This is a genomic window from Vibrio crassostreae, from assembly GCF_024347415.1.
In the GTDB taxonomy this organism is placed as follows: Bacteria; Pseudomonadota; Gammaproteobacteria; order Enterobacterales; family Vibrionaceae; genus Vibrio; species Vibrio crassostreae.
Genome location: NZ_AP025476.1, coordinates 2,347,506 through 2,361,428 on the forward strand (window position 1 = coordinate 2,347,506; position 13,923 = coordinate 2,361,428).

At 43.3% G+C, this 13,923-nt stretch carries 10 protein-coding genes; 8 read left to right on the forward strand and 2 right to left on the reverse strand.

Annotation, left to right across the window (positions count from 1 at the left end; all coding sequences use genetic code 11):
- Window positions 1-76: 76 nt before the first annotated feature.
- Window positions 77-1,084, reverse strand: coding sequence for a porin (locus OC193_RS10435; protein ID WP_048659681.1), 1,008 nt, complete (start codon window positions 1,082-1,084; stop codon window positions 77-79).
- Between the two features lie 517 nt (window positions 1,085-1,601).
- Here OC193_RS10435 and dinG point away from each other — a divergent pair.
- From dinG to OC193_RS10460, 5 genes are all read left to right on the forward strand, one after another.
- A complete protein-coding gene (gene dinG, locus OC193_RS10440; protein ID WP_048664672.1) occupies window positions 1,602-3,677 on the forward strand; it encodes an ATP-dependent DNA helicase DinG in 2,076 nt (691 codons plus the stop codon).
- A 127-nt stretch (window positions 3,678-3,804) separates the two neighbouring features.
- Window positions 3,805-4,584 carry a sulfite exporter TauE/SafE family protein gene (locus tag OC193_RS10445; protein ID WP_048659683.1) on the forward strand — a complete coding sequence of 260 codons (780 nt, stop codon included), beginning with the start codon at window positions 3,805-3,807 and terminating at the stop codon, window positions 4,582-4,584.
- A gap of 22 nt (window positions 4,585-4,606) precedes the next feature.
- Window positions 4,607-5,155, forward strand: coding sequence for a primosomal replication protein (locus OC193_RS10450; RefSeq protein WP_048659684.1), 549 nt, complete (start codon window positions 4,607-4,609; stop codon window positions 5,153-5,155).
- Window positions 5,145-5,315, forward strand: a complete 171-nt coding sequence (gene rsmS / locus OC193_RS10455) for a pleiotropic regulatory protein RsmS (protein ID WP_017111064.1) — start codon at window positions 5,145-5,147, stop codon at window positions 5,313-5,315. The genes OC193_RS10450 and rsmS overlap by 11 nt, the downstream gene beginning before the upstream one ends.
- A gap of 35 nt (window positions 5,316-5,350) precedes the next feature.
- Complete coding sequence (locus OC193_RS10460) at window positions 5,351-6,484, forward strand: ribosomal protein uL16 3-hydroxylase (protein ID WP_048664671.1); 1,134 nt, start codon at window positions 5,351-5,353, stop codon at window positions 6,482-6,484.
- 127 nt (window positions 6,485-6,611) lie between these two features.
- Here OC193_RS10460 and OC193_RS10465 read toward each other — a convergent pair whose 3' ends face one another.
- The gene (locus OC193_RS10465; protein WP_048664670.1) at window positions 6,612-8,729 is read right to left on the reverse strand and encodes a methyl-accepting chemotaxis protein; all 2,118 of its coding nucleotides are present in this window, start codon (window positions 8,727-8,729) and stop codon (window positions 6,612-6,614) included.
- Between the two features lie 498 nt (window positions 8,730-9,227).
- On the opposite strand from OC193_RS10465, the gene emrD reads away from it, so the two are divergent.
- The 3 genes from emrD to xthA all read left to right on the forward strand — a co-directional run bounded on the left by emrD (window position 9,228) and on the right by xthA (window position 13,847).
- Window positions 9,228-10,433: a multidrug efflux MFS transporter EmrD gene (gene emrD / locus OC193_RS10470; RefSeq protein ID WP_048659687.1), complete on the forward strand. Its 1,206-nt coding sequence runs from the start codon at window positions 9,228-9,230 to the stop codon at window positions 10,431-10,433.
- 346 nt (window positions 10,434-10,779) lie between these two features.
- Complete coding sequence (locus tag OC193_RS10475) at window positions 10,780-12,870, forward strand: S9 family peptidase (protein ID WP_048664669.1); 2,091 nt, start codon at window positions 10,780-10,782, stop codon at window positions 12,868-12,870.
- 170 nt (window positions 12,871-13,040) lie between these two features.
- Window positions 13,041-13,847, forward strand: coding sequence for an exodeoxyribonuclease III (gene xthA, locus OC193_RS10480; protein ID WP_048664668.1), 807 nt, complete (start codon window positions 13,041-13,043; stop codon window positions 13,845-13,847).
- The last annotated feature ends 76 nt before the right edge of the window (window positions 13,848-13,923 follow it).

Genomic DNA, 13,923 nt, shown 5'->3' on the forward strand with positions numbered 1-13,923 from the left:
ATAAATATCAGACACAAAAAAGCCAGTCATCAGACTGGCTTTTATCAACATTTAACAATTACTAATTAAGTAACTATTAGAAGCTGTAGAATGCAGCAGCGAATACGTAAGTTTCTTCGTCGTTACCGTCACCAGCATCAAGGTCTTGAAGAATATCGATACCCATATCTACACGGTCGTTAAGTGTGTACATTGCAGCAACGTTTACGCGAGAGATGTCTTTGTCAGCTTTGCCATCTTCAGTAGTAGAGTTAGCGTTGTAACCAGCGGCAAGAGTTAGTTGCTCAGTTACTGGGTAACCGGCAGATAGGTAGTAGCCAACTGTTTCTAGGTTAGTAGTGTTCTTAGTAGCTGTTTTGTCGTCTGAACCATCGTTAATCCAGAAGTTAACACCTAGGTCTAGCTCACCAACTTTAGAGTTACCAGATACAGAGTAAACTTGGTAATCAGCTTCGTCACGAGTTTCGTAACCACCGTAAACATTTACTACTTCGCTTTCAAAACCAACGTAACCGTTCACGCCTTTATCAGCAGCAGAGTGGTCGTCATCAGTTTCGAAGTAAGAGATACCGTAAGCGAAACCTGAAGTAGCGCCTTGGAACTTAACTACGTTGAATGCATCAGAAGCATCACCAGCAGAAGAACCGAACTCGTAAGTCATGTCGCCAGCGCCATCAACTTTATCAAGAGCAGTGTCGTTTTCCCAACCGAAAGATGCAACACCAACACCAGTGTCAAAACCTAGCCATGCTTTATCAACGTCAGTACCGAATTCGTTTTTAACGCCGAAGCCGTTGTCGTTTTCGTCAGTTGTCCAGTTAAGTTCGAAATCAGTTTCGAAGTAACCAACTAGGCGGTTGTTTTTGTAGCTAACTGCTAGAGTAAGAGCTGTTGCCCAGTCATCATACATAGCGTTAGTTTTAGTATCGTAGTAACCACCAAGACCAAGTGAACCAGAAACAGAGAACTGTTCTTTGTGCATTGGGTCAAATTCAAATGTTGGTTTTGCGTTGCCTAGGCCTACGTTCGCGAAAGCTGAAGTTGAAGCTGCTGCGATTGTTAGCGCTAATAGAGTCTTTTTCATAATAAATCCACTGCCTTTTCTAAGAATGGGAGATCCTTGCCCGGTTCCCTTTTTTTATTTTTTGCGACTGGTCATTACCACTCTTTGTTGGTTAATCACCGTCACTAAATTTCGAGGTCTAGATTGCAAAAGATTATCCTGCGTGTCAAATAAACTAAAAACAAACCTAAAAAAAACACAAAACAATTAAAATCAATCACTTACATTTTTTTTCATCATTTTACGAGCAGCTTATCCTTAGTTTTATCAGCAAATATAATAATCCAAAAAATGTAACAAACAGAACTTAAAACCACAAACAGTTCACAATGAAGCCAAATTTCAGAATTTAACACCTACAAGCCAGTCTTTTTTAATATTTATATTTCGCAACATAAATAAAATAGTTAAGTTCCTGATGGTTCAGTTTTTTTTTGTGAACAAGATCTACCTTTGATTCAAAAGCAAGCTATTTCGCCGTAAATGTACCGACTAGTGATATGTGCTACTATCCTCGCTCCGCTACGTAGGTCACAGTATGCTAACTACTAAAATTCAAAATTCTATTCGCACCAGTTATCAAAACCTCCAAGATCAGTTGGACAACTTTGTACCTAGACGTGCTCAAAATTACCTTGTTGCAGAAATAGCGAAGACACTTTGTGGTCAATACCACAAAAGTAATCGCATGATCGTTGCAGAAGCCGGGACAGGGATCGGCAAATCACTGGCTTACTTAATGGCAACGATTCCTGTTGCAGTACTCAACAATCGAAAAATCGTCATTTCAACGGCGACGGTTGCACTTCAAGAACAGCTCGTAAATAAAGATCTCCCTCTATATAGAAGACTGACTGATAGAGAGTTCTCTTTTATACTCGCCAAAGGCAGACAGCGTTATTGCTGTGCCGAGAAACTAGCCGCTGCTTGTGGGGTTGATGGTGGTCAGATGGCTATGTTCGAATCCAAGCCAAAGCAAAAGGACATCGAACAATTACAAACCATGTACCGTAGCCTAACCCAAGGTAAATGGGATGGTGACCGTGATTCATGGCCAAAGCCAATCGACAACATGATTTGGCAAATGATTGTCAGTGATAAGCACAGCTGTAATAACAGTATGCCTACTCATAGAGACTGCCCTTTCCAAAAAGCTCGCTCAGAGCTAGATAAAGCAGACGTGATTATCGCCAATCACAGTTTAGTGATGGCTGATGCTGACTTAGGTGGCGGCGTAATACTGCCTGAGCCAGAAAACAGCATCTATATATTCGATGAGGCTCACCACTTACCACACGTAGCCAGAGATCACTCTTCTGCAGCGGCAAGCTTAAAAGGTGCCGCATCTTGGTTAGAGCGCTTGAATCAATCCATCACCAAGCTTTCGGGCTTGGCGGATGAAAAGCGAGTGGGTCGATTTAGAAATGAATTGCAGGATTCTGTACAACAGCTGATTCCTACTCTGACTCAGCTAAGCAAGCAGTTTGACGCCACCCATTTTGAAGATGGATTGTACCGTTTTGAACATGGTGACTTACCTGAGTGGCTAGAGAATGAATCTAAAGATCTCAAGCAACTCACACAAAAGGCGAGCCAAGCGGTTGCGAAGATTGCAGACCTTGTTGCTGAACGTGTTAAAGATGGAGAACTTTCAGCAAAATTAGCCGAGCCCGCGCTTGCTGAAATCGGCTTCTATATACAAAGAACAGAAAACCTTGCGCAGGTTTGGCGCTTAATGGCCGAGCCTAAACGAGAAAAAGGAGCCCCTTTGGCGCGCTGGCTTGAACTCAATAAAGAGAGCGAAGGCGATTTTGTTGTCAATGTTTCACCACTCGAAGTTGGCTGGCAGCTTGACCAACAGATTTGGAGCCGTTGTGTCGGTGCGGTGCTTGTTTCCGCGACCATGAGAGCACTCAACTCCTTCAGCTTTTTCTGTCACCAAGCAGGAATCAGTCAAAAAGAAGACGATGGCGTGCAGTTTCTGGCTTTGGCATCACCGTTTGATTATCAGAATCAAGCAGAGCTGATCGTGCCAGCTATGAAATACGAACCGCAAGCGCCTCAGTTTACCGAATATCTTATTGAAATTTTGCCTAAGGTAATAGAAGACAACAAAGCCAATCTCGTTCTATTCTCTTCTTACTGGCAAATGAATAAAGTTGCAGAAGCTTTGGCAACAGATTTCGTTAAAAAGTCATGGGCTTTACAGGTTCAAGGTGATACTTCACGCACCGAAATCCTAAAAAAACATAAAAAACTCATAGACCAAGGTAAAACAAGCGTTCTTTTTGGAACTGGCAGCTTTTCAGAGGGTCTTGATCTACCTGGAGAGCTTCTTGAAAACCTAGTTATTACTAAGATTCCTTTTGGCGTTCCTACGTCACCTGTAGAACAAGCACATTCAGAATATATTGAATCACGTGGCGGTAATCCTTTTATGCAGATTACTGTTCCAGAAGCGAGTAAAAAGCTTATTCAATCTGTCGGTAGACTACTGCGTAAGGAACGAGATTCTGGTAAAGTCACGATCCTTGATAGACGCATAGTCACGAAGCGATACGGGAAATCCCTACTCGACTCACTACCGCCTTTTAAAAGAACAATAAAATACTAATTTTCCTACCCGAAAGGTAGTTATGGGCCAGTTATCGCTAGGCCCTGCATTCACAACCCAACATGATTAATCCATCGATTATTCGTGTGGCTGCCCTAACAGCCGATAACGAGAACACTAGCTATTTATGGAAATGATTGAGCCAACCATGTTGGTTATCCTCGCTCTGGTTGCATTTGCAGCGGGCTTTATTGATGCCGTCGCCGGTGGTGGTGGGATGTTAACCGTTCCAGCTTTACTGTCGCTTGGCCTGCCGCCACATATCGCGCTAGGGACGAACAAGCTCGCTGCAACATTTGCCTCATCGACAGCGGCTTTTACTTACTATCGCAAAAAGCTATTTAAGCCAGAATGTTGGATCAATGCATTCATCGCCACCTTGATAGGTGCAACAATTGGTACTTTAACAGTTGATGCAATCAGCACTGAGTGGTTAGAGAAAGTACTACCATTAGTTATTCTTGCTGCAGCGGTCTATACCATTTTTCACAAGACGCCGAATGCCAATCACAACGTGTCACCGAAACCTTGTCCTGTGCTGAAGAAAAAGCAAAAGTACCAAGGATTCATTCTGGGCTTTTACGATGGCGTCGCAGGCCCGGGAACTGGCGCGTTTTGGACGGTAAGTTCTATGGCGCTTTACCGCCTAAATATCTTGCTTGCTTCAGGCCTATCCAAAGCAATGAACTTTACCAGTAACTTCACTTCTTTAGTGACCTTTGCAATTCTTGGTCATATTGATTGGGTTCTTGGTTTAACCATGGGTGTTTGCTTAATGGCCGGAGCGTTTGTAGGGGCACACTCTGCAATTCGTTTTGGTGCGACGTTTATACGACCGGTTTTTGTTACAGTTGTAAGCGTACTTGCAATTAAACTGGCTTACGAAGCGTGGTTTGTAAACTTATAGCCACCAACAAACGAGAAGCAAAATGAATCAGTTTTCAAAGCTAAAAAGCGTTATTGATACCTTGATTGGCCATTGCTCTCAGGTCGATAAGTCTCGTGGCGCTTATCATCAAGCACTGTTTGATAGAGCCTTGTTTAAGTGTGGAGCATCGACTCTTCTTCCTTATGCCCTTGAAACTCAGGCAACTTATAACACCATTATTCGTGAACAGAGCACCAATCAACTCACTTCATCACGAGCGAATTACCTGACTGAAAGGCTGACCAACCAGATTGCAGCGATTCAACGAGAGTTAGCCAATCACGATTTGCGCCTAGACAGGAAAAGTAAATCAGGAAAAAGCTTAAACGACTTATACAACGAACTCGCACAACACCAAGATTGGCAAAAGCGGCTCGTCGATTTAGTTCAAACACGAAAGTTAGCGTTTGATTCAGCGCCACGCCACCATAAGAAAAAAGCGGAAGAGGCTTGGCAACTCGCAAAAGAACGATTGGAACGCTGTGAGGACTCAATGAAGAACATTGAGAGATTGATTAACTTAGAGAACCCTAAGCGAAATGAGCACTGATAACACATCATCACCACTGGATAACGCACCTGAAGAAGTTAAGTTAGCTGTCGACTTGATCTACTTACTCGAAAGCAACGAGATCGACCCAAAGGTGGCGTTAGAAGCAATTAAGATTGTCCAGCAAGATTTACAAGCCAAACTAGCATCTAGCATCTAGCATCTAGCATCTAGCAAAAAATATACAGGATTCACATGTACCAACTTAGCTTTTCTATGCCCGAGTTTCTTGAAAATTACTGGCATAAGAAACCAACCATCTTAAAAGGTGGCTTCCAGAACTTCGTCGACCCAATTTCGCCGGAAGAACTTGCTGGTTTATCGATGGAAGAAGAAGTGGATTCTCGCTTTGTTTCTAACCTCGACAACAAATGGACAGCCGAACACGGTCCATTCACTGAAGAGAAGTTTGGTGAACTCACTGAAACACATTGGCAATTGATCGTTCAAGCAGCCAACCATTGGCATCAAGGTGCAAATCAGCTGACTGAAGCGTTCCAACAATTACCAAACTGGTTGTTCGACGATCTCATGATTTGCTACTCAGCACCTGAAGGCGGTGTTGGCCCTCATATTGATCAATACGATGTATTCATCATTCAAGGCCAAGGTAAACGTCAATGGAAAGTGGGCGCGAAAGATGTTGGTCAGTACAAAGAGACTGTTCAAGCGTCTGCTCTACGCCAAATAGAAGGCTTTGAGCCAATCATTGATGAAACCTTAGAGCCGGGCGATATCCTTTATATCCCGCCAGGTTTCCCACATGAAGGGAACACATTAGAGCCGTCGATGAGCTACTCTATTGGCTACCGTTCCCCTAAAGAACAAGAGCTAATCAGCAACTTTGCCGATTTTGTGCTTGCTCATGATATGGGTGACGTACACCTGCACGATCCAGAATTCAAAACGCAAGAAGGCTACGGAAAAATTCGTTCATCGGATTTAAGCAATCTCACTGACATGTTGAAATCTGCACTAGAGCAACCTGAAACCATCAGTGAATTCATGGGTTGTCTGCTAAGCCAATCACGCCACCAACTTGATATCGTCGCTCCTGAGCCATTATGGACTCAAGAAGAGATTGCTCAACATTTAGAGTCTGCAGGTGAAATCCACCGTGTATCTGGCTTAAAGGCGCTCTACCACGAAAATGAAAACAACACGGCTTACATCAATGGCGAAGTGGTTAAGGTTGATGAAGCGGACTCTTCATTACTCAACACACTTTGCGATGAAACCTTGATTACTTCAGCTGCTGCTCTATCTCCTTCGGGCGTAACGGTCGTGACTGAACTGGTGAACAAAGGCTACTGGTTTATCGAAGAGTAAGCAGCGTCAACCGCTGGTTATTGACCATCTTCTAAAGCAACAAATAAAAAAGGGACAAATGAAATCTTCATTTGTCCCTTTTTCTATTCAAGAATTAGTTAAGGCTTAATGCTTATACCTTGAAAAACTATACCTTGAACTGATTGACCAACTTCTGTTGTTGTTGAGACAGTTCGTCAATCTCATTACCGACTTGCTCAGAAGCTGCGGCTTGCTCCAAGATCTTCGCACTCAAATCGCGAATATTAACCACGCTTTGATTTACTTCACCGGAAACCGATTGTTGCTCTTCGGCTGCTCGAACGATCTGACTGTTCATATCACTGATCGCCTCAATAGAAGTAAAGATCGAACCCAGATCTTCAACTGCTTTCTGAACGTGGAGTGCTGTGTCGTTTGCAAGTATATTGCCTTCTTGTATCGCTTCAACGACATCTTGAGTTCCAGCATGAACCTTGTCGATCACCGCTCTGATCTCACCAACAGATGACTGTGTACGGCTTGCTAGGTTTCTTACTTCATCAGCAACAACAGCAAAACCTCGACCTTGCTCACCCGCCCGCGCCGCTTCAATAGCCGCATTCAATGCCAGTAAGTTAGTTTGCTCAGAGATCCCTTCAATGACACTTAAGATCTCTGTGATGTTTCCATTATTCTTCGCCAGCTCTTCAACAATAGGCACAGCACTCGACATACGCTCCACCAGCTTTCTCATTTCGCCGGCTGAAAGCTCGATAACTTGTTGTCCTTGCTGAGCAGAACGGTTCGCTTCGCAAGCCGCATCAACGGCCACTTCTGCATTTTGTACCACTAAACCGGCAGTCTGAGTCATTTCCTCAGCCGCAGTCGCCACTAAGTCCACTTCTTTAAACTGAGATTCACTACTCTCTCGAGTGCTTGATGCCGATGCTTTAGCCTGACTTGTCGTACTCGCCACTTGTTCAGTGGTATGAATAACTTCTTTGATCGTGTGTTGTAGCGTATCTAAGAATAAGTTAAACCCTTTAGATAACTGACCAATTTCGTCTTGAGATTTCACTTCCAAACGCTGAGTCAAATCACCTTCACCAGAAGCGATATCATTAAGTCGCTCGACCACTTGTCGAATAGGCTTAACAATTGAAAGTGAAGCAAATGCGATAATGGCTAGACCGAACAAAATGAACACGGTACCGGCAATTACTTCCGTCTTAATGCCTTCACTTAACTTAGTGCTAATGATGGAATCCAATTTATTTGCATCAGCGACAACACTCTCTCTTGGGATCTCGAACAACACGCCCCAAGTTTGGTTAGCCGCAACAACTGGAGCAAATGCGAGTAACCACTCACCGTTCTCACTCCATTGCGTTGTCACTTCGCCACCAAAGATAAAATCGGTCATCAAGTCGCTGTTTGTGTTGTCACTTTGGAAGCTCGAACCAACTGCAATGCTTGAATCATCAGAAGCAATAACAGAACCGTCTAGGCTCACCACGTAAACCGCACCTGAGCCATCAAACAAGCTTTGGTCAGATTGAGTCACAACATTGGTTAAGCCATCTAATCTTAGGTCGATTCCTAAGAAACCGATCGCCATATCATCGACTAAGATAGGCACAGAGATTGAAGAGGTCAGTAAGGTTTTCCCCCCGCTGTTTACGACTCTTGGCGTACTGATACATGTTTGCCCTGATGACAAAGGACAGTAGAAACGCTCACTGTTGCTATCATCACTCAATATAGATTCTGAAAGCACGTTCGGCAGAACATTCTCACCGTTGTCTGCTACCTTCCAATAAGGTGCAAAACGGCCTTTTTCGTTAGAGCCGACATAATCGGCATCCACATAGTTCGCGTCTTCACTATCGAGTAAGTCTGGTTTAAAAACTAAATACGCCCCTTGGATCGAATCAAAGTTTAAAACCGAGCGACGCACCATTTCATCCAACGCAGTACGAAGTTCTTCACTTGGGGTAAAGTTTTCATCGGCATTGTTCTTTAGAAACTGAGCATTCGCCGCTAGCATCTCAGCACGATAAATAGCTTCGTCGACGTAACGTTGAGTTTCTTGAGCATTGAGCTGAGAAACAGACGCCAATAACTGCTGAGTTTTATTGATAACTGATTCTGAGCTTTGAGATTTGATGACTTGTTGATTACTCGTTGCGTTGTAGATCGAGAAACCAATAAGAGACAGTGAAGTAATGATTAGGCAACAACCTGCTAAGAGAGTTATTTTCCACTGTACCGATAGAGAGCGCATTTAATATCCTTATTTAAGCCAAAAGACTTCCATAACCATAACTATCACACCGACAACAAATTGCTGTACACAATGTAAATGAGTTAGACGAATAGCTTAGCGAATAATTACAGCACAAATCGCTTACATATAAAACGAAAGTTTACATAAATGTTAACAAGCCATGCCTTTTACCTATTGCTTCTGCGATTTCAAAATAATCTACTCATACAATCATTGCCAATAGGCCTATTGCTCTAACATTTTGGGTATAACCTAGCATCGATATTTCAAGGAAGCTGACTCTCCCTACATCTTTAAAACGCCGCAATATCGGATTACTTTTTCTAATCCAAGTTATAGATTTTTATCTTGATCAACTTCACGTTTTTTGATTGCTAAGTCGGCAATCAAGCTCTAATATCTCGCGCCTAGATTCCCTGAATACTTTATTCTTTTGGCTCTCTTTAATGGAGTGCTAAGGCTTTTTACGTCTTTAATTTTTGGAGAGATACGCAAATGTCTGCCTCGTTTCCATTAGCGAAACTTACCTTTTTAATCGCTATTCTGACAGCCGTAGGTCAAATGACTCAAACGATGTACGTGCCTTCTATCGGTCATATGGCGGGTGAGTTTTTGGTTTCTGCGTCTTCACTTCAAGCTGTGATGGCGTGCTACTTGATCCCTTATGGTCTGTCGCAATTTGTCTACGGCCCGCTTTCTGATCGCCTAGGTCGTAAACCTATCATCGTAGTAGGTTTGATCATCTACATCATAGGTACTTTGGTAGCCTTATTCGCTCATGAGTATCAATGGTTCCTAGCGGGTAGCTTTATCCAAGGCTTAGGCATTGGTTGTGGCGGTGCGATGTCTCGAACATTGACTCGTGACTGTTTTGAAGGCGCAGAACTGCATCGTGCAAATAGCTTAATCAGCATGTGTGTGATTTTCTCACCATTGATGGCTCCTGTTTTGGGCGGTTACTTAACAGAAGCTTTCGGTTGGCGTTCTAGCTACTTGTTCCTCGCGCTGTTTGGTATCGCGGTTGTGATCACCATGATGACGAGCATGATGGAAACTCTGCCAAAAGAACGACGCAAAAATGAGTCTGTTGTAAACAGCTACAAATTCGTTCTGTCTGACAAACGCTTCCAAGGTTTCCTACTAGTTCTAGTAGCAACATTCGCGGGGGTCGCAGTATTTGAAGCCGCGGCTGGTGTATTACTTGGTGGCGTACTGGGTTTACCTGCAACCACAGTCAGCTTGTTGTTTGTTTTGCCTATTCCGGGTTACTTAGTGGGTGCTGGTCTATCGAGTTACATCGCACAACGTCGCTCTGAGCGTCGCGCACTGAATGTTGGCCTAGTGTCGATCTTAGTCGGTTCAGCCGTGGTGCTTATACCGGGTCTGTTTGGTCAAACAACAGCACTAACTTTGATTGGCGGTGCAACCATTTACTTCTTGGGTGCTGGTATCTTATTCCCAGCAGCAACAACAGGGGCACTATCGCCATTCCCATACCATGCAGGTACAGGAGGTGCGATCTTAGGTGGTATGCAGAACCTAGGTGCTGGTATCGCAACACTGTTGGCATCGTTCTTCCCGGCTCAAGACCAGCTTCCACTCGGCTGTTTGATGATTGCAATGTCATTTATCGTGATGCTTGGTTTACGTTGGGTCAATCGTAAACCTGACCACTCAAACGAAATGCCATTGGCTATCTAAAATAAAACTCGAACCCTTTCCAAACAAAGAAAAGGGACATACTGAAAAGTGTGTCCCTTTTTGTTACCCGTTTCCACTTACCCACATCTATTATCAATTTCATTTAACATTACTTTGATTTTTTGAAAACAATAACAGACACTTACGTTGAAAGTGCATATCCAGAATCCAATTATAAATAATATCACTGGAAGAAAACCAAGATACCTAGGCTCTGATAATAAAGGATGCTGGCATTAAAACGAGTAAGGTGCACACTAAGGATATACAGATGCGTTTCGCTTTAACCACATTAGCCGTATCGGTCGCGCTTGTCGCCGGATGCAGCAATCAAGGAATAACAACCATGAAACACTACTCTCCATCGCAACTCGTCGCTCAGCAGACACAAGCTCCTGTTGCTAAGAAAGTCCCTCATGCAATGACGATTCATGGTGATACTCGAATCGATAATTACTACTGGATGCGTGATGATGAACGCCAAGATCCAGAGATCTTGCAGCATCTTGAGCAAGAAAACCAGTACGCAGAGACCGTGCTGGAGCATACGGAATCAACACAAAAACAGTTATTTGAAGAGATCAAAGGCCGAATCGCGAAAGACGACAATTCAGTACCAGTGCGCAAAGGCAGTTACTACTACTCAAATAAAGTCACTGGTGACAACGAATACCCGGTTCACTTGCGTGAAAAAGACTTTTTAGGCACAGACAAGCAAGTCATCTTAGACGTTAATGAACTAGCAAAAGAACATGAATTCTTCAGTATTGGTGGCTTAACGATCAGCCCAGACGAAAACTTGTTGGCCTATGGTGAAGATACGCTGAGTCGCCGCATTTACACCATCAAGATTAAAGATCTCACCACTGGTGAATACCTAAACGACGAAATTGAAGGTGCTTCGAGTGCTATTGCGTGGCAAAACGATAACCAAGCCTTTTACTACATCAAGAAAGATCCGCAAACACTGCTGGGTTACCAAGTTTACCGCCACATTTTAGGCACACCTCAAACTAGCGATGAGTTAATCTACGAAGAAACCGACAGCGCTTACTACACCTCATTGAGCAAAAGCAAAGATGGTGAAGAGGTCTACATTTGGCACTCGAGCACAGAAACCAGTGGTGTTTCAGTCATTGATGCCAACAATCCACAGGCTAAAGCCGAAGCTTTCTACCCAAAAGAGACTGGAATTGAGTACAGCATCGCTAAACTGGGTGATTGGTATTACATCTACACCAACTACCAAGCGGTCAACTTTCGTTTAATAAAAGTCGCAGCTGAAGACATGCATGACCGCTCAAAATGGGTCGATGTCATTGCTGCAGACGATAACACTCAGCTTGTTGATTTCGAGTTGTTTGATGACCATCTTGTTTACGAGCAACGTGCAGATGGCTTGTCTACAGTCACAGTTCGCCAACTCTCAACAGGCAAAGAGTTCCCACTTGAATTTAACGACACCGCTTTCGCTGCTTACCTAACAAGTAACTATGAATTAGATAACTCAAAAGTTCGAATCTATTACAGCAGCTTGACTACGCCAGGAACTTACTATGATTTTGACCTAAGTACGGGTGAGTCTGAAATCAAGAAGCAAACACCAGTATTAGGTGATTTCGAAGCGGATAACTATCAATCAGAGCGAATCATGGTTACGGCTCGCGATGGCAAGCAAATACCAGTCTCTTTGGTGTATCGCAAAGATTTATTCAAGAAAGACGGCACTAACCCAATTTACCAATACGGCTACGGATCTTACGGTTCAACCATTGAACCGACCTTCAGCTCGACTCGTCTCAGCCTGCTTGATAGAGGCTTCGTTTTTGCAATCGCTCACATCCGCGGTTCAGAAATGCTGGGGCGACCTTGGTATGAAGACGGCAAAAAGCTGACCAAGCAAAACACGTTCAATGACTTTATCGATGTAACTAAAGGCCTAGTTGAAGAAGGTTATGGCGCTAAAGACAAAGTATTTGCGGTAGGCGGTTCAGCCGGCGGTTTATTAATGGGAGCAATCATCAACCAAGCGCCTGAATTATATCGAGGCATCGGAGCACATGTTCCGTTTGTTGATGTAGTCACAACCATGCTTGATGAGTCGATTCCTCTTACGACTAACGAGTACGATGAATGGGGCAACCCTAACAATAAAACCTACTATGACTACATGCTGAGTTACTCACCGTACGACAACATTCAGATACAAAACTACCCGAACATGTTGGTGACAACAGGCCTACATGATTCACAAGTGCAATACTTTGAGCCAATGAAGTGGGTAGCGAAACTGCGTGAAATGAAAACAGATAACAATGTACTGGTGTTCAAAACCGACATGGAAGCCGGTCACGGTGGCGCTTCTGGTCGATTTAAGCGATTAAAAGAAGATGCTCTTGAATACGCCTTCTTTTTAGACTTACTAAAAACTCAGTAGACTCAGCGTAACTGTAGGTATTCACACAATTTAACGTCGCCATTTAGTCTCGACAAAATGGCGACAGAAATTATTAAGCATGGTTAAATACGATGAACCATGAAATCCACCAAATCAAAAGATCTTTGAAAACTCGCAGTGACAAAGGTTTACGAGAGGTATAAAAACAAATGAAAGTAATTAGCTTCAACATCAACGGCCTAAGAGCCCGCCTTCATCAACTGCAAGCTGTTATCGATAAACACCAACCGGACGTAATTGGTCTGCAAGAGATAAAAGTACACGATGAAGCCTTCCCTATTGCTGATGTTGAAGCAATGGGCTACAAGGTTTACTTTCACGGCCAAAAAGCACACTACGGTGTGGCTATGTTGTGTAAGCAAGAGCCAATCTCTGTTCAGAAAGGTTTTCCAACCGACAATGAAGACCATCAAAAGCGTATGATCATGGCGACGTTTGAAGATGAAAACGGTGAAAAGGTTACAGTACTAAATGGTTACTTCCCTCAAGGGGATAACATCAAGCATGAAACCAAATACCCGTACAAGCGTGAGTTCTACAAAGACTTGATTACTTACCTAAACGATTACCACAATAAAGATGAACAAGTGATCGTAATGGGCGACATTAATATCAGCCCAATTGATGCTGACATCGGTATTGGTGAACCTAATGCGAAACGTTGGTTGAAAACCGGTAAGTGTTCTTTCCAACCAGAAGAACGTGAATGGCTAAAAACTCTGATGGATTGGGGTTTTGTGGACAGTTTCCGTTTGCTACACCCTGAAGTAAACGATCAATACTCGTGGTTTGATTACCGCTCGAAAGGTTTCGTGGATAACCGCGGCCTGCGTATTGACGTGGTACTAGCAACTCAGAAACTTGCTGATAAGTGTACTGAAGCTGGCATTGACTATGAGCTACGCGGCATTGAAAAACCGTCTGATCACGCGCCAATTTGGTCGACGTTTAAGTAATTAACTCGTTTTTTTGTTTAACTACTTAAAAAAGAAAGGAGAGTTGGGATTACCATCTCTCCTTTTTTGTATCGAT

Coding starts and splice junctions, on each gene's coding strand:
- OC193_RS10435 (WP_048659681.1), bottom strand. CDS start 1,084: ATGAAAAAGACTCTATTAGCGCTAACAATCGCAGCAGCTTCAACTTCA.
- dinG (WP_048664672.1), top strand. CDS start 1,602: ATGCTAACTACTAAAATTCAAAATTCTATTCGCACCAGTTATCAAAAC.
- OC193_RS10445 (WP_048659683.1), top strand. CDS start 3,805: ATGGAAATGATTGAGCCAACCATGTTGGTTATCCTCGCTCTGGTTGCA.
- OC193_RS10450 (WP_048659684.1), top strand. CDS start 4,607: ATGAATCAGTTTTCAAAGCTAAAAAGCGTTATTGATACCTTGATTGGC.
- rsmS (WP_017111064.1), top strand. CDS start 5,145: ATGAGCACTGATAACACATCATCACCACTGGATAACGCACCTGAAGAA.
- OC193_RS10460 (WP_048664671.1), top strand. CDS start 5,351: ATGTACCAACTTAGCTTTTCTATGCCCGAGTTTCTTGAAAATTACTGG.
- OC193_RS10465 (WP_048664670.1), bottom strand. CDS start 8,729: ATGCGCTCTCTATCGGTACAGTGGAAAATAACTCTCTTAGCAGGTTGT.
- emrD (WP_048659687.1), top strand. CDS start 9,228: ATGTCTGCCTCGTTTCCATTAGCGAAACTTACCTTTTTAATCGCTATT.
- OC193_RS10475 (WP_048664669.1), top strand. CDS start 10,780: ATGAAACACTACTCTCCATCGCAACTCGTCGCTCAGCAGACACAAGCT.
- xthA (WP_048664668.1), top strand. CDS start 13,041: ATGAAAGTAATTAGCTTCAACATCAACGGCCTAAGAGCCCGCCTTCAT.